The sequence below is a fragment of the Paenibacillus sp. GL_099_B genome (assembly GCF_057835695.1).
The window spans coordinates 5,614,999-5,631,397 of the sequence record NZ_CM174430.1 but is presented as its reverse complement, the minus strand read 5'-3'; the positions used below and the strand labels follow the sequence as shown (position 1 = coordinate 5,631,397).

Sequence of the window (16,399 nt, the reverse complement as noted above, 5' to 3'; positions counted from 1 at the left end):
GTTTCATCTTAATATACAACTTGGGACAAACATGGAGAGGAGACTGATCGTGGGGAAAGCAATACAAACAAAGAAGTGGAGTCGGCGTTTGAAGGTATTGGCTGCAGCTCTGTTGACGGTAGGGTGCCTGCAAGTGCCTGTTTATGCCGCTGAAAGTGATGGGCAGATGATCCGGGTAGCCATGTTTGCGAACCTGGGAAGTACGTATAAATCGACTACACCACTGATTACGCTTGAGTCGAGTGGGAAATGGAATGTCGGTTCGGAAAGCGGGGCAAGTATAACTCTTCCAGCAGGACAAATCCGTTTCAGTGCGGATGGATTCCGCGTCAAAGTGTTGGAAACAGGAGATTTCAAAACGGCGGCAGCAGCTGCAAAATTGTTGCAGGCCACTAGTGATAAACCGTTGTTGTTTACAACGTCTCTGAATGGTAAAGCGACCTATCAGCTCTACACCGGGAACTATGCAACAGAAGCGTTGGCTGGACAAGCGATAGCACGTGTACAAAAAGTGGCTGCAGCCCAACTGAGTGGAAAAAAACCAGCGGTGACGGGCAGCAAGCGTCTGTCTGCAGGAGTCTACACTTCACTTCAAGAGGCAGAAGCGGCACAAGCTTCCCTTTCATCGGCAGGAGTTAGTTCTTATACGGTGCTTCAACTGGATGGAGGGAGTCAAGGGTATGCTGTATGGGTGGGAGAAGCCTCATCAGATACTGATCTGTCTGCATTCAAAAAAAGTGTGGAAGCCAGTGTTCCAGGAGTAAACCTGTCTCCGGTAAACAGTAATAGTGCTGCGCTTATCATCCGCCAGGATGCCGGGTTAAGCACGGACACACTTAAAACAGCTCCGCATTACACTATTGCCGGCAGTGAGGCCAAGGCGTTTGTGCAAGGAGACGGCAGTGGAATCAAAGTGGTGGAGCGTTCCGGGCGGACGTATCGCGGTGACATGGAAATTAGCATTGTAAGCGGTGATTTGGCTTTGGTTAATGTAGTTCCACTGGAGCAATATTTATACTCTGTTGTTGGTGCAGAAGTATATTCATCCTGGCCAGCAGAAGCGCTGAAAGTACAGGCTGTTGCTGCACGCTCTTATGCGCTTCAACAGGGGGACCGTTTTAAGATTGCCAATGTCGTGGATACCACGCTCAGTCAGGCATACAACGGAATAGGTTCAGAGAATGATAAAGTCTCCAGCGCGGTTGATGCCACCTCTGGAGAAATCATCAAGAGCGGCGGTAAAATTGTGGAAGCTGTATTCTCTTCAAATGCAGGGGGGCAGACTGCTCACCCATCCGAGGTATGGAACGGAGGCACGGGTGTGTTCAGTAATGTGGACAGCCCTGGAGATACATCGGCCCAAGCTGGATTACAAACATGGTATCATGTGCTGTTAAGTACAGGAGTCAGCGGATATATCCGCGAGGATAATGTAAAAGAATTAACGACCAAAACGGATGCGGGTTTAGCCAAAGTGACGGTTACTGCCCAAAATACCAATGTACGTCCCGTCCCGTTAATTCAATCCAATGTTGAACCGGTAGCGAAAATGAATCCAGGAAACGAAGCCGTTGTTCTGGCCAAAGTGCCGCAATCCAATGATTATGCTTGGGTAAGAGGACCGTTCACGTCAGCTCAGTTGGTTAAATCCCTACAGGGTAAAACGACTTCAACTGTTCCATCCTCGATCTCAACGCTGGAAGTGACCAAGCGCGGGCCATCAGGAAGAGCAATTGAAGTTACTGCCAACGGGCAGGCCATGACGGTAAAATATGCAGATACATACCGCTCTGCTTTAGGTGGATTACCGAGTACTTTATTTGATATTGCAGGGACCGGAAGTTATACTGTATTAGGCGCTGACGGCAAAACAGCAAGCAAAACCGGCTCACAGGGTGCTGCTGTACTATCTGCCTCGGGCACAGGAACTTCATCTAGTAATGCTCTTGTGGTTATGAGTGGCGATGCTCAAGCCCGAGCTGTAACTCAGGGCCAAAGCTTCATGATCATCGGTCAGGGTAATGGGCACGGATTAGGCTTGTCCCAATGGGGTGCCAAAGGCATGGCAGATGAAGGGTATGATTACCAGGCAATATTGAAACACTATTATCAAAATGCGACTATTGTTAAGGAATGAATCTAATATGAATGTGAACTTATATGATTTTGAATTGCCGGAGCAATTGATTGCACAGACGCCACTGCTTGACCGCACGGCGTCCCGGTTGCTTACCTTAAATAAGGAAAGCGGTGAGGTTAACCATCACACGTTTCCTGATATTATCGACTTCCTTCAGCCTGGAGATACACTGGTGCTGAATGATACACGTGTTCTTCCAGCGCGTTTGTTCGGAACCAAAGAGGACACGGGGGCAAAGGCTGAAGTACTCCTGCTCAAAAACGTGGAGGGCGATCGTTGGGAAGCTTTGGTTAAACCAGGCAAGAAGCTGAAAGCCGGTTCGGTCATCGTTTTTAGTGACGAGCTTAGGGCAGTCATTGATGAGGAAGGCGAAATGGGTGCGCGTTTGCTTACGTTCTCATATGATGGAATCTTTCAAGAGATTCTGGATCGTCTGGGAGAAATGCCGCTGCCTCCTTATATCAGAGAGACGCTGGACGACCGCGAAAGGTATCAAACGGTATATGCGAAACATGAAGGATCAGCCGCTGCGCCGACAGCAGGATTACATTTTACAGATGAATTGCTGAATCGGATTCGGGATAAAGGCGTTAATGTAACTTTCATCACGCTTCACGTTGGACTCGGAACATTTCGACCTATGTCAGTTGACAAAGTTGAAGAGCATGTCATGCATGAGGAATACTACTCTTTGTCTCAAGAGACAGCGGATCTAATTAATGAAACGAAAAAACGTGGCAACCGTATATTTGCTGTAGGAACGACAAGTTGTCGTACACTTGAAACGGTAGGAAGCAAGTTTGAAGACGGGCAGTTGCAAGAAAGCAGCGGCTGGACCAAAATCTTTATCTATCCGGGATATACGTTCAAAGTAATCGACGGGATGCTTACGAATTTTCATCTCCCCAAATCCACATTGGTCATGCTGGTCAGTGCGCTTGCGGGTAGAGAACAAATCATGCATGCATATGAGGAAGCAATTAAAGAACAGTACCGTTTCTTCAGCTTTGGCGATGCTATGTTGATTTATTGAGATGTGAAGGTATTACGATTAATTTTTAGAGGATGATTAAAACCAATGGCAGCAATTACGTACGAACATATCAAAACCTGTAAACAATCCGGAGCCCGTTTGGGACGTGTACATACACCACACGGTATTATTGAGACACCAACCTTCATGCCTGTAGGAACACAGGCGACGGTGAAGACGATGAGTCCCGAAGAGCTGAAAGAAATGGATGCACAGATTATTCTGAGCAATACTTACCACCTGTTCCTGAGACCTGGACATGAGATTATTCGTCAGGCAGGCGGCCTGCACAAATTTATGAACTGGGATCGTCCGATTTTGACTGATAGCGGCGGGTTCCAAGTGTTTTCTCTTAGTGAAATGCGCAAAATTACGGAGGAAGGCGTTAACTTCCGCTCACATCTAAATGGAGACAAAAAATTCCTTTCGCCTGAAGTGGCAATGGAAATCCAGAATGCACTGGGCTCTGATATTATGATGGCATTTGATGAGTGCCCGCCGTATCCGGCTGAGTATGAATATGTAAAAAAATCACTTGAAAGAACGAGTCGCTGGGCAGAACGTTGTCTGGAAAGCCATGCTCGTCCGAATGATCAAGGGCTGTTTGCCATCGTACAGGGAGGCATGCACGAAGATCTTCGTCGCCAGAGCGCGGCAGATTTGACTTCCATGGATTTCCCGGGTTATGCTATTGGTGGACTGAGTGTTGGAGAACCGAAACATTTGATGTATGGCGTATTGGATTATACTGTTCCTTTGTTGCCGTCCAATAAACCACGCTATTTAATGGGTGTTGGTTCACCCGATGCATTGATTGAGGGATCGATTCGCGGAGTGGACATGTTCGATTGTGTTCTGCCTACCCGAATTGCCCGTAACGGAACAACGATGACCAGCCAAGGACGTCTGGTAGTTCGTAATGCCAAGTTTGCAACCGATTTTGGGCCACTAGACCCTGAATGTGATTGCTATACTTGTCGTAACTATTCAAGAGCCTATTTGCGTCATTTAATCAAAGCGGATGAAACGTTTGGCTTACGTTTGACGACCATCCACAATCTTCATTTCTTGCAGAATTTGATGCGCAATGTGCGTAAAGCCATAATGGAAGATCGTTTGCTTGATTTCCGGGATGAATTTTTCGATCAATATGGTCTTCATGACAATGACAAAGGTTTCTAATCAGGTTTTTGCGGAACCGGAGTAACAAGCATTATTTGTAAGTATAGTCGATAAGGGGGAGTTTGAATGTTCCAAGCATTACCAGCTACAACCGCTAATGCGGGCGGTGGAATTGTATCTTTGATTGTACCTTTGGTACTCATGGTTGCAATTTTTTACTTCTTGATGATTCGTCCACAGAACAAAAAACAGAAGCAACGTAATTCCATGTTAGGTCAATTGAAAAAAGGCGATAAAATTGTTACAATCGGCGGTCTTCACGGAACGATTGCTGAAATCACGGACGATGTGGTTGTATTGCGTGTAAACGATGTTACTAAACTGACATTCGATCGTAATGCGATTAGCAGTGCAGTTGCTCGTGAAACAGCTGAATAAATCATAGATGTTCAAAGGCCTGTAAGGCACTGAGTACGTTTGCAGCGTATTCTTCATTATCAGAGAACTGGATCTCCATGGAGATCCGGTTCTCTTTTTCTTTTTCTCAAATAACCGTTACACCCGGATCTGATCTTCTATGATCTTCGTGTGTTGACTCCAAATATTCCGCCTAGTGCAGAAATCAGGAATGCACTTGCAAGTTGCAGACTGTCTTTCCAATTGAACGAGGCTTCGAGTGCCAGAAACCCAATCAGCAATACAATTAGTCCATAGACGATTCCGGTAATACCTCCGTGGTACCAGCCTCGCTCACCTGACCTCTTGCCAGATATAAATCCACCGACCAGTAAGGACAAGCCATGAACAACGTACGTATACAGGGAAAGATCCTGTTCCCGCATTCCGGTCATCCAGAGAAAGAAGGATAGAATCAGTGCGCCTAACATCATCCACACAAAAGCATGACAGAGGCCCGAAAGAATCGGGTTAGACATTCGAAATGAAACCATTCGGCGAATCAACTGCATGAAGCAACCCCCTTGTACAAGTTTGAAATTAATACAGTGTATGGTCAAGCCCTCGGAGTTATGAACTGAATTTTCCATTAAATGAACAGTTTATATTTGCATGAGCATGTAAGCTTTCGGCCAAAATAGGGATTACGCTTCAGGTACCTGTATAAAACTCGGATTTGAAGGAGGAACCCTGTTGTGAACTTTGCAGATGTCGGAGCACATGTCTTTCGAACCATACTGATGTATTTTATTGTATACGGTGCAATCAGACTGATGGGAAAACGAGAAATTGGGAAGCTGTCCATGTTCGATCTGGTCGTATCCATTATGCTTGCAGAGATAGCGGCATTTGTGATTGAGGATATCGACAAACCACTATTCCATGGCATTGTGCCCATGCTGACGGTACTTGTCGTGCAGATTGTCATGGCTTTTCTCAGTCTCAAGAGCCGTAAGTTACGGCTAATGATTGATGGAAAACCCACTGTGTTGATATCTAAAGGAACATTGCATCGGGATGAGATGCGCAAGCAGCGGTATAACCTGGATGACCTTCTGCTTCAGTTGCGTGAACAGAATATCGACAGCATTGGTGAAGTGGAATTTGCCATTTTGGAGACGACAGGCAAGTTAACCGTTTTTCCCAAAAATCAGTCCTCCTCCAGTGGCAATAATGCCTCTGGCAAGGATGGAACTATAAATAGCATTCAAAAAGCGAGGAAAGAAAAGGTTGACGGATTCCAAAATATCAAATACGAAGGGCTGCCCCTGCCCCTGATCATGGATGGTAAAGTGCAAGACCAGAATCTTGAGCTGATTCAGAAAACACGGTTTTGGCTTAAAAATCAGATGCAGGGGAAGGGAATTCTTGATTTCAAAGATGTATTTTTATGTTCCATCGACCATAACGGAAAGGTATACGTAAGTTTGAAAGATGAAAAGTGAATTTATTTACGGGAACGGCGCTTAAACCAGGAACCGATGATGGGAGCACGGGAAAGATCGTGAAAATCAATCATTTTAGTCAAGCCCATAACAATGAAATAAACGATCAGTCCAACAAGGGGTGCGAGAAGCATTCTGAGCCAAAACGGAAGTAAGGATGCAGTCTGTTCATAAATGACCAGAGTAGCGGCGCCCATGATGACCATACCAATGCCTGTTTTGACCCAATCCATTACCTTGAAACGGAACTGTAACAGGGTGCGCACACTTCTTGCATGTAAAAGAGTAACGACCGTTGAATTCACACAAATGGCAATCACCGCTCCAAAAATACCGTATTCCGGCCGGGAGGCGAGTACCAAAATTAACGTAATTTTGATGACAGCACCAATAAACGTATTGAGCAGTGCTTTCCCCGGACGATCAAGTGCCTGAAGAGCAGCTTGAAGAGGAGCTTGAATGTAGATAAACAAAGCAAAAGGAGCCATGAGCTTAAGCATGCTTCCAATCGATGCATCATTATACAGGACAAGACACATCGGTTCGGCAAGCACATACATAAACACAGAAAATGGAGCTCCTGTTACAAGGGCTAACCGCAAAGCCTGATGCATCCGTTTATGAATGAGCGCACGGTCACCTTGAGCCGAGGCCTCAGACAATGAAGGGACAAGGGACGTGGCTAACGAGGACGTTAAGGCTCCCGGCAGTAGAAGTAGCGGGATAACCATGCCCTGTAATGCTCCATACTGGGCCGTGGCGAGTCCTTTGGAGATACCTGCAATAGCTAGACTTTGTGCGGTTACAATCGTCTCAGCGAGATAGGATAGGGAACCAACTAACCGCCCGGCAGTTACGGGTACGGAAATCGCGAGTAAACGACGAAGAAGTACTGGTTCTGATCCGGTTGAATTTTTTAGAACAGCAGGTTTGGGTTTGATTGGAGATTCGAGTATGGGCTGATGTTGATCCATATATTTCTTCTGTCTGGCATAGTTCCACAATAATACGAGCATACCGACGAATTCACCGACAAGTGCTCCCAGCATGGCTCCTGCAGCAGCTTGGGCAATTCCTCGGGGCAAGAGCAGCCAGGAGAACCAGATCACACAGATAATACGAATGACCGTTTCTACAATTGATGAAACAGCGGTAGGCATCATGTTTTGCTTTCCCTGGAAATAACCTCTGTAGACTGCAGATACGGCGATGATGGCAATCATAGGGCTCATGCTGACAAACGTGTGATAGACCCTCTCATCGGTCAGAACATAACGGGTGACCCATGGAGCGAAGATAATGCACAGAAACATAAACACAACGCCAAGGGTCAGTGTGAAGCTCAGACTGATTTGTAGAATCCGTTGGGGTGAATAGCGGTTGGCACCTGTATCCGCTTCGGCTACAAGCTTAGCTACGGCCAATGGAATACCACCAGTGATTAATGTGACGAGTACGATGAAAAAGGGATAGCTCAGTTGGTAGATGCCAACACCTTCTGCACCGATAATCCGTGGCAGCGCAATGCGCGGGATGAACCCGAGAATCCGATTAATAATGCCTGCGGCGAGCAGGATCATGGCTCCCTGGATAAATGTCTGTTTCTTCAAGACTACCCCTCTTTCCCGGTTGGAGTACAGATATTCATAAACGGGACAAAGCCGTCGTTCTTCATCCTATGCCAGTCCAATATCTTCTCATGACAACTTGGACACGATTAACAAAAAGATCCATCACCAGCAAGAAGGAATATGATCGGGTAAAGTCGAATGATGTAATATTGATGCCGCATAAAGGCTTGGATGTATGAAGGGAGGCTCCCCGTTGGAAGAAATGAATGATGTGGAGTTGGAACAGTCTATAGAGATGCTCTGCCGCAGCAAGGCAGAGGAATTAAGGCTTGTCGGTTACGAATATGTCACCAGCAAAGATGTCTGGAATTGCATCAGTCATAAATATGAAAAGCAGGGCATTCCACCGCTTCACCAACTGGTGAACGACATATTGTCACTGAAAGCAACAAGCTTTATGAACTTTATGACCGTGTCTGCATACCGGGGGTCCTCTTTCTAACGAAAGGGATCTTTTTTGTTGGAAATTGACTGCTTTTTACGGCATCGCTATAATAGGAATATTGAGAACGAAAGGGGATCTAGGAACGGCATGAAAAGAATCGTCAGTTTCATTTTGGTCGTGCTTGTGACCGCAGGAGTTATGTTGGGCACAAGTCCAGGGCTGCTCAAAAATATACGCTTGGGCCTTGATTTAAAAGGAGGCTACGAGATCTTATATGAAGCAGAGCCGCTGGAACAAGGACAACAAGTCACCAAAGCATCTTTGGTGCAAACAGCAAAAAGTCTGGAGAGCCGTGCCAATGCGCTCGGAACAAGCGAGCCGGAAGTAACAACTGAAGGAACGAACCGGATCCGCTTGAAGCTGGCCGGGGTTACCGACGAGGCTGAAGTCAGAGCCAAAATGAAAGAACCTGCTGTCATGACCTTCCGCAGTAAAGCTGAGAATGACAAAGAAGGCGAATACACCAAAATCGAGCTTCGGGGAAATGAGTTCGTGGAGAATGGTGCCAAAGTGGTATTCAGCCAGTTGAACGCACCGATGATCGATATCCAGGTTAAAGACAAAGCGAAGTTTGCTGAGATTACCAAACGTTTGATTGGACAACCTTTGGCTATCTATCTGGATGATCAATTGTTATCAGCTCCAACCGTGCAGCAGCAACTGAGTGACGGCTCTGCACAGATCACGGGTAACTACTCACGTGAGGAAGCCAATCAGCTTCGTGATACCATTAATTTGGGCGCGTTGCCGTTGAAACTGACAGAGAAGTACTCTCAAAGCGTTGGTGCAACGCTTGGTAAACTATCTCTGGACCAGACGATTAAAGCGGGATTAATTGGTTCCATAATTATCTTGGTGTTCATGATTGGTTTGTACCGTATTCCGGGGATTATTGCAAGCTTTGCCCTGATTACACATACGTGGCTGGTACTTGCAATTTTCTATATGGGAGAATTCGTACTTACCCTTCCGGGGATTGCGGCATTTATCCTGGGTATAGGGATGGCCGTGGATGCCAACATCATCACATACGAGCGGATCAAGGAAGAAATGCGCAGTGGTAAGTCGATATTGTCTTCAGTCAAAGCGGGAGGCAAACATTCCTTCCGTACGATTATTGACTCTAACATTACAACAATCATTGCTGCAGCCGTTATGTTCTTCATGGGTACAGGTGCGGTTAAAGGTTTCGCACTGGTACTGATTTTTGATATCGTGACCAGCATCATTACGAATATTTTCTTCTCCCGCTTCCTGTTAACCCTGCTTGTGCGGGCTAACGTGTTGAAGAAGCCTAAGTACTTCGGAGTGAAGGAGAGTGAAATTCGTGCGCTTTAATTGGAATTTTGATTATGTTAAAGGCAGTAAAATTGCCTATGCCTTTTCCATCATTTTGACGATTGCAGGTATCATCAGCATTTTGGCTCTGGGATTGAATTATGCGGTAGATTTCCGTTCGGGTTCTAATGTGGATATTACGGTATCTAAAGCGATCACAACGGAACAAATCAAGCCCATTGTTAGTGACCTTGGTGTTGACACAAAAGATGTTCATATTACACCTGGTACTGATCGGGTTAACGTTCGTTTCTCGAACGTATTGGATGAAAATCAGGAAAGCAAGTTTAAGCAAGAGTTCACCAAGCTGGATTCAACCGCTTCTTATGAAGTCAACACGGTTGACCCGGAGATGGCTAAAGAACTTGAACGCAATGCCATATACGCGGTTCTCATCGCAAGTATCGGGATTATGATCTATGTAGCGATCCGATTTGAATGGCGGTTTGGTTTGGCTGCTGTAATTGCGCTCTTCCATGATGCATTTGTAGTTATTAGTGTGTTCTCGATCTTCCGACTGGAAGTGAATCTGACCTTCATTACGGCTGTACTGACCATTGTCGGATTCTCGATCAATGATACAATCGTTATCTTCGACCGGATTCGTGAGAATATGCGTTTTGCTAAAAAGACTTCGAAAGCCGATTTGCGGGAAGTAGTCAACCGCAGTTTGGCGCAAACGATGACACGTTCCCTGAATACAACATTCACCGTGTTTGTCGCTTCGCTCTGCTTGTTTATTTTTGGTGGAGAATCCATTCGCATGTTCTCACTTGCTATGGTCATCGGAACGTTGTTCGGTGCATATTCTTCTATCTACATCGCCGCTCCATTGTGGCTGGCGCTCAAAGGTAAACAAACAGAGAAACCTAAAGCAGCTGTCAAAGCATCCAACTAAACATTGTATTGTCAAGCCGCGTCTGCCAGGCGCGGTTTTGCAACTTTAGGTAGAGTATTAAGGGGGGCATCGCCATGACCAGAGAACGTTTCCCTTCTGTTCACGCTGCCACGTGGAGCGGGATCGCTGGGAATTTGACACTTGCAGTAATCAAGGCTGGGTTCGGTTATATGGCAAACAGCAAATCGTTGCTTGCAGACGGCCTTCACTCTGCTTCAGAAGCTGCTTCTTCATTGTCCGGCCTCTTTCCCTCGAAGTCTGTACAAACAAAAAGAAAGGCTCGTAGGGAGCGGTCAAAGGAACATTCACGTATCGCGAGACCTGGAATTTCGGTATTATTATCTGTGCTCATCCTTATGGGAGGTTTGCAGATCGCCATTTCCGCTTTGAGTAGTCTGTCTGGAGATGAACCAGAATCGCTAGAGAAGTATACCCATGCACTTGTGGTAGCTTTTGCAGCACTGGCTGTGAAAGAAGCAATCTTTCAATATCAATACCGATATTTCCGTAAACGAAATCAATCGCAGGCTCTGGCTTATGCACAGCAACATCGTCGGGCACTTTACTGTTCACTTATCGTCTTGGTCGGTATTGTAGGTTCCATGACAGGAGAAACGACAGGGTGGAGTATTCTTCGATATATGGATCCCGCAGCTGCATTGATAGCTTCCTGTTTTGTGCTTCACAAAGGGTACAGAATGATTGTGGATACTGTATATGGTTCACTTGTTCAGGAACTGGAACAGGAAGAAGCACTTGACTTCAAAGAGACGGTGCAGCGTGTATATGGCATTATTACGATTGAACATCTGGTAGCACGTGAACAGGAACATGATGTTACGATTGAACTGGTCATTAGTGTGAACCCTAGAATTTCCGTGCTCGAGGCACAAGAGATTGCGAACCGGGCGAAGACACTTCTCTTAACTCGTTTCAGTCATGTGAAAGAAGTACAGATCCAGGCTGTACCTTATGATCCTGGATATCCTTATAAATCCAATCATGAACTGCCAGATCCTGAAGCGACATTAATTCAGTAATGAAGCTTGGTTCAGTAGATCAGGAAAGGAGCGTTATCATTGCTTTATTCGCAATACCGGTGGAACACACCGAATATCGATTTGGAGGCGGCTGCGGGACTCTCGCAGGCGCTTTCCGTTTCATCACTTGTTGGACGTTTGCTGGTCAGTCGGGGGGTTCATAATGAATCAGAGGCAGAACAATTTCTGCATCCTGATCTGAATCAGATGCATGATCCTTATCTGCTTCTTGGCATGAAAGAAGCTGTGCCCCGAATCCAGCAGGCCATTGAGCGTGAAGAACATATTTTAATATATGGGGACTACGACGCGGACGGAGTATCCAGTACATCCCTGATGATCCATCTGATGCGTTATCTCGGTGCTTCTTATGATATCTATATTCCTCATCGTTCCAATGAAGGCTACGGGTTACACAATCATGCCTTGGATTGGGCTCATCAACAAGGAGTCACTCTGGTGATTACGGTAGATACCGGAATCAGTGCGGTAGAGCAGATTGCTTATGCTGCAACACTGGGAATGGAAGTCATTGTGACGGATCACCATGAACCACCTGAAGTTTTGCCTGAGGCTTATACGCTCATTAATCCCAAGCTTCCGGACTGTCCTTACCCTTTTAAAGGGTTAGCTGGTGCGGGTGTAGCGTTGAAGCTGGCTCAGGCATTGATCGGAGAAGTGCCTGGAGAATGGATGGAAATTGCCGCTATTGGTACGGTTGCCGATTTGATGCCTTTGGAAGGCGAGAACCGGGTTATCGTCAGTTATGGTGTTGAGTCCATGCGAGGTACACGTCTGCCTGGTGTAAGTGCTCTGCTTGAAATTAGTGGTGTGGATCAAACTCAGGTCACTTCAATCAATATTGCCTTTGCAATGGCTCCGCGTATTAATGCAAGCGGACGTCTGGATCATGCCGGCAGAGCCGTATCGCTGCTTACAACCGAGGATCTGGATGAGGCACACACTCTGGCAGGTCAACTGGATTTGCTGAATCGTGAAAGGCAACAGGTTGTTGAGGGTATACTTCTGGAAGCGACAGCCCAGTTGGAGCAGAAAATCCAGCTTAATTCCGGAGCAGTGCCCGACGTCATCGTTTTGGCGGGAGAAGGTTGGAATGTTGGAGTTGTAGGTATCGTGGCTTCCAAGTTACTTGAACGGTATTATCGGCCAACGCTTATCCTGGGCATTGACCCGGAGAGCGGCGCTTGTAAAGGCTCAGCACGCTCCATAGAGGGGCTGGACATCTATGAGGCATTAACTGCTTGCAAACACACGATGGACCATTATGGTGGCCATCCGGCTGCAGCAGGCATGAGCCTTCATCGTGATCAACTTAAAGAGCTGGAAGCCGGACTGAATGAGTTTGCTGCATCCGTGCTGACGGAGGAGGACTTTGTTCCCCATCGTCTTGCAGATGACGAATGCAGAATCAGTGATGTGCCACTGCAGGTCATTCAAGAGATCGACAGACTCCAGCCGTTTGGCATGAGTAATCCTTCTCCTCGTTTTGTATTCCGAAATGTGACTGTAAAAGAAACACGGACGATGGGACGCGAAAAACGTCATCTGAAATTGGTTTTGGAGCAGGATGGTCAGCAACTGGAGACGGTCGCTTTTGGCAAGGGAGCATTGGCTGAGTTTCTGCCTCCAGGCTCCATCATTGATGTTATGGGCGAGTTGTCCGTTAATGAGTGGAACGGGATGAGGAAACCACAATTGATGCTGCAGGACATTCAGGTCCCACATGCGCAAGTTTTTGATTTGCGAGGCAGTACGGAGCCTCTGAACGCGATGAAGCAGTTCTTGAGTTCGCTTGAAATACATTTACGATACAAGTCAGGCTCTATTGGTGCCATCGTTCGGAAAGAAACGAATGTTTCCGAGGGAAATTCATTGTATGAACCGTGCCTTTGGGTATATGATAGAAAGGTCGGTTTGTTTCCGTGCAATGCTGCCGCGCAGCATTATGGGCAGGAACAGGTCCGGACGTTATTTGTGTTTGATACGCCGGAAACCCCGGAACAACTTGATGCAATGCTGGCTTTATTCAGCGGAGCCGAGAATATCATCCTTCTGCACGGATCAGGCAACCGCCGAGATCGCCTTCAGATGCCCTCCAGAGAACTCTTCAAGCGTATTTATATGCTGGTGTCTAAATGGAGAGCTGAACCCGTGGAGGAACAAGAGATCACTCCTGTGCTCAGTCGTCAGTGTGGCTGCTCGCCGCGCATGATTACAATGATGTTGGATGTTTTTGAGGAGTTATCGTTCATTACCCGAGAAGATGGAAAGATTGTGTTTGTGGATAACCCGCCCAAGCGTGAGCTAACCGCTTCGCGTCATTATCAGGCGCTGGAAAGCATGGCCGAGACAGAGCAGGTGATGCTGGATGCATCGACCCCTCAACTGACACAATGGATGATATCCCGGATGAAGGGCGTATCTTAGATAGAAGTTGTGCTATTTATTTTAGGAGGAGATTATTTTGGATTTTAAAGATTATATTCGTGTCATTCCTGACTTTCCACAACCGGGAATCAGCTTCAAAGACATTACGACATTGTTGAAGGATGGAGAAATGTACCGCAAGGCGATCAATGAGCTGAAAGTAATGGTTTCGGATCTCAAAATTGACGTTATTGCCGGACCTGAAGCACGTGGATTCGTTGTGGGCGCTCCTCTGGCGTACGCTCTGGGTGTCGGTTTTGCTCCGATCCGTAAAAGCGGAAAATTGCCTGGAGAGACGATCGAAGTCGGTTATGATCTTGAATATGGCAAAGATACGCTTGCTATGCATACAGATGCAATCGAAAAAGGACAAAATGTCCTGATTGCGGATGATCTGCTGGCGACAGGCGGAACTATTGCTACCTCCATTAACCTGATTGAACAATTGGGTGGCAAGATTGTAGGTGCAGCATTCCTGATTGAGCTGTCTGATTTGAATGGACGTGCAAAATTGCCAGGAATTGATGTATTTACGTTGATGAACTACTAGAATTCCGGCATTCATTGCTGTTAAATCACGTGAACTGGATCTCCCGTTTCCCGGGAAATAATATACAGCATTAACTATTTGCAAAAAAGCCTGTCCCTCGACCCATAAAGGTGAGAGAGCAGGCTTTTTGCGTTGTACGATGTATAAAATGAAGAATGAATAAACATTGTCCGTTCAAACCAGTCGGCAAGAAATCAATCAATCCGGAGTTTTCTCGGTTAAAGGCTGTTTCTCCGTTTGATCATTCGACCAACCCAGTACTTCAAATAATTTAAACAACAAGCTCAGCAGAATTCCGACGATGGTTGCCAGAGCCATTCCCTTGAGATGAACACCATAAAACGTGATCTCAGTACCACTGAGTCCGATGACGAGTACAAGGGTAGTTAGCAACAGGTTGGTCGGTTTAGCAAAATCCACTTTCTGTTCGACCAGAATACGCAAACCGGATGCCGCAATAACTCCGAACAGAAGTAAAGATACACCACCCATAACCGGAACAGGAATGTTAGCTATAAGTGCTGAGAACGTACCTGAGAAAGAAAGCACGATCGCGATAACGGCAGCGCCGCCAATAACATACGTCGAGTAAACTCGGGTCAGAGCCATAACCCCAATATTCTCACCATAAGTTGTATTCGGTGTGGATCCAACGAAACCGGAAAGAATGGTTGAAACGCCGTTCCCGAGCAGGGAGCGATGCAGACCAGGGTCTTTGGATAGATCTTTGCCTACAATGCTGCTCGTTACAAGCAGATGTCCGATGTGCTCGACAATGACAACAAGTGCGACAGGCAAAATGGTGAGGATGACAGACCAGTCAAATGTCGGTGTCGTTACGGTAGGCAGTGAGATAAAGTCAGCGTTCGCTATATTCTCGGTTTTTACCTCACCCATAAAGTATCCAAGCACGTAACCGGATACAATCCCGATTAAAATGTGAATGATCTTGGGGAACCCACGGAAGGTTACTGCACCAATAACAGTGATACCAAGAGTAACCATGGCTAAAATAATCGGTTTGGCTTGAGGTACCCAGTCAGGGTATTTGAGAGAATCGGAATTGATCAGTCCAGCCATTCCGGCAGCCACAGGTACAAGCTCGAGACCGATCAGCGCTACAATTGCGCCCATAACCGCTGGTGGGAAAACAACGTTAATCCAGCCTGTTCCGGTATATTTGATGGTAAGAGCCACGAGACAGAATACAACTCCCGTTACGATGAACGCTCCAAGCGCCATGGAATAACCGTTATCGGGGTGTTCGAGTAACACAAATGACACGGGTGCGATAAAAGCAAAGCTTGACCCAAGATAGGCCGGAATTTTCCCTTTACACATGAGTATGTACAACAATGTTCCAATACCGTTCATAAGTAAGATCATACTTGGATCGACACCGAACAGGTTCGGCACGAGTACCGTGCTGCCAAACATGGCGAACAAATGCTGGAGACTCAGCAGTGAGCCTGAGCCGAGCGGCATTTTTTGATTAACCTGAATTTCACGTTGCAATGAATGTTCATCTCCTTTTTTCCGAAACACAAATCTTCAATATAGTACAGAGTTTCTCTTCATTTAGCAATAACATTTTTCCACTAAACATGGCGAAACCATTTCTATTACGAAAATTAACCCTTCTATTTCGGCAAATAACGGTAATAATACATAATAAATGAGGACGATTCCCAACCTTTATTGAATATCGGGCAATATCTTTGGGGAATGCCACATAACGTATAAAAAAATTGGATATGTGCTCTTATTCGTCAGTAGTTGACGGGAAACGGGCGAAGCGTCATAATTATAGGAAATTACTTTTACGGGGAACCTGTGTTGATATTATGTCACGG

Annotated in this window: 14 protein-coding genes; 11 read left to right on the top strand and 3 right to left on the bottom strand. The window is 46.2% G+C overall.

The features are described 5' to 3' along the window. Positions 1–49 precede the first annotated feature (49 nt). The 4 genes from AC3ITG_RS25530 to yajC all read left to right on the top strand — a co-directional run bounded on the left by AC3ITG_RS25530 (position 50) and on the right by yajC (position 4,733). Complete coding sequence (locus AC3ITG_RS25530; protein ID WP_489251746.1) at positions 50–2,137, top strand: SpoIID/LytB domain-containing protein; 2,088 nt, start codon at positions 50–52, stop codon at positions 2,135–2,137. Positions 2,138–2,144: 7 nt separating this feature from the next. Continuing rightward, entirely contained in the window at positions 2,145–3,173 is a 1,029-nt protein-coding gene (queA, locus tag AC3ITG_RS25525; RefSeq protein ID WP_489251745.1) for a tRNA preQ1(34) S-adenosylmethionine ribosyltransferase-isomerase QueA, read from the top strand. Positions 3,174–3,218: 45 nt separating this feature from the next. Continuing rightward, positions 3,219–4,355 (top strand): tRNA guanosine(34) transglycosylase Tgt, encoded by a 1,137-nt coding sequence (tgt, locus tag AC3ITG_RS25520; RefSeq protein ID WP_062325081.1) that lies wholly within the window; start codon positions 3,219–3,221, stop codon positions 4,353–4,355. Between the two features lie 66 nt (positions 4,356–4,421). Further along, on the top strand, positions 4,422–4,733 hold the full coding sequence (gene yajC, locus AC3ITG_RS25515) for a preprotein translocase subunit YajC (protein ID WP_063567705.1): 312 nt from the start codon (positions 4,422–4,424) through the stop codon (positions 4,731–4,733). Positions 4,734–4,870: 137 nt separating this feature from the next. On the opposite strand, the gene AC3ITG_RS25510 is transcribed toward yajC, so the two are convergent. Beyond that, entirely contained in the window at positions 4,871–5,263 is a 393-nt protein-coding gene (locus tag AC3ITG_RS25510) for a TIGR04086 family membrane protein (RefSeq protein WP_413373145.1), read from the bottom strand. 228 nt (positions 5,264–5,491) lie between these two features. Here AC3ITG_RS25510 and AC3ITG_RS25505 point away from each other — a divergent pair, with 228 nt between their 5' ends. Then, on the top strand, positions 5,492–6,196 hold the full coding sequence (locus AC3ITG_RS25505; RefSeq protein WP_053779182.1) for a DUF421 domain-containing protein: 705 nt from the start codon (positions 5,492–5,494) through the stop codon (positions 6,194–6,196). A 2-nt stretch (positions 6,197–6,198) separates the two neighbouring features. On the opposite strand, the gene spoVB is transcribed toward AC3ITG_RS25505, so the two are convergent. Then, complete coding sequence (gene spoVB / locus AC3ITG_RS25500) at positions 6,199–7,806, bottom strand: stage V sporulation protein B (RefSeq protein ID WP_489251744.1); 1,608 nt, start codon at positions 7,804–7,806, stop codon at positions 6,199–6,201. Between the two features lie 223 nt (positions 7,807–8,029). Here spoVB and AC3ITG_RS25495 point away from each other — a divergent pair, with 223 nt between their 5' ends. From AC3ITG_RS25495 to AC3ITG_RS25470, 6 genes are all read left to right on the top strand, one after another. Next, on the top strand, positions 8,030–8,269 hold the full coding sequence (locus AC3ITG_RS25495) for a post-transcriptional regulator (protein ID WP_175383441.1): 240 nt from the start codon (positions 8,030–8,032) through the stop codon (positions 8,267–8,269). 90 nt (positions 8,270–8,359) lie between these two features. Then, positions 8,360–9,610 carry a protein translocase subunit SecD gene (gene secD / locus AC3ITG_RS25490; RefSeq protein ID WP_413373143.1) on the top strand — a complete coding sequence of 417 codons (1,251 nt, stop codon included), beginning with the start codon at positions 8,360–8,362 and terminating at the stop codon, positions 9,608–9,610. After that, positions 9,600–10,508, top strand: coding sequence for a protein translocase subunit SecF (gene secF / locus AC3ITG_RS25485; RefSeq protein ID WP_413373142.1), 909 nt, complete (start codon positions 9,600–9,602; stop codon positions 10,506–10,508). The genes secD and secF overlap by 11 nt, the downstream gene beginning before the upstream one ends. 74 nt (positions 10,509–10,582) lie before the next feature. Further along, the gene (locus AC3ITG_RS25480) at positions 10,583–11,548 is read left to right on the top strand and encodes a cation diffusion facilitator family transporter (protein ID WP_489251743.1); all 966 of its coding nucleotides are present in this window, start codon (positions 10,583–10,585) and stop codon (positions 11,546–11,548) included. A 39-nt stretch (positions 11,549–11,587) separates the two neighbouring features. After that, positions 11,588–13,996, top strand: a complete 2,409-nt coding sequence (gene recJ / locus AC3ITG_RS25475) for a single-stranded-DNA-specific exonuclease RecJ (RefSeq protein WP_489251742.1) — start codon at positions 11,588–11,590, stop codon at positions 13,994–13,996. 37 nt (positions 13,997–14,033) lie between these two features. Then, positions 14,034–14,546 carry an adenine phosphoribosyltransferase gene (locus AC3ITG_RS25470; RefSeq protein WP_024633046.1) on the top strand — a complete coding sequence of 171 codons (513 nt, stop codon included), beginning with the start codon at positions 14,034–14,036 and terminating at the stop codon, positions 14,544–14,546. Between the two features lie 198 nt (positions 14,547–14,744). Here AC3ITG_RS25470 and uraA read toward each other — a convergent pair whose 3' ends face one another. Further along, the gene (gene uraA / locus AC3ITG_RS25465; RefSeq protein WP_489251741.1) at positions 14,745–16,061 is read right to left on the bottom strand and encodes a uracil permease; all 1,317 of its coding nucleotides are present in this window, start codon (positions 16,059–16,061) and stop codon (positions 14,745–14,747) included. Positions 16,062–16,399: the final 338 nt, after the last annotated feature.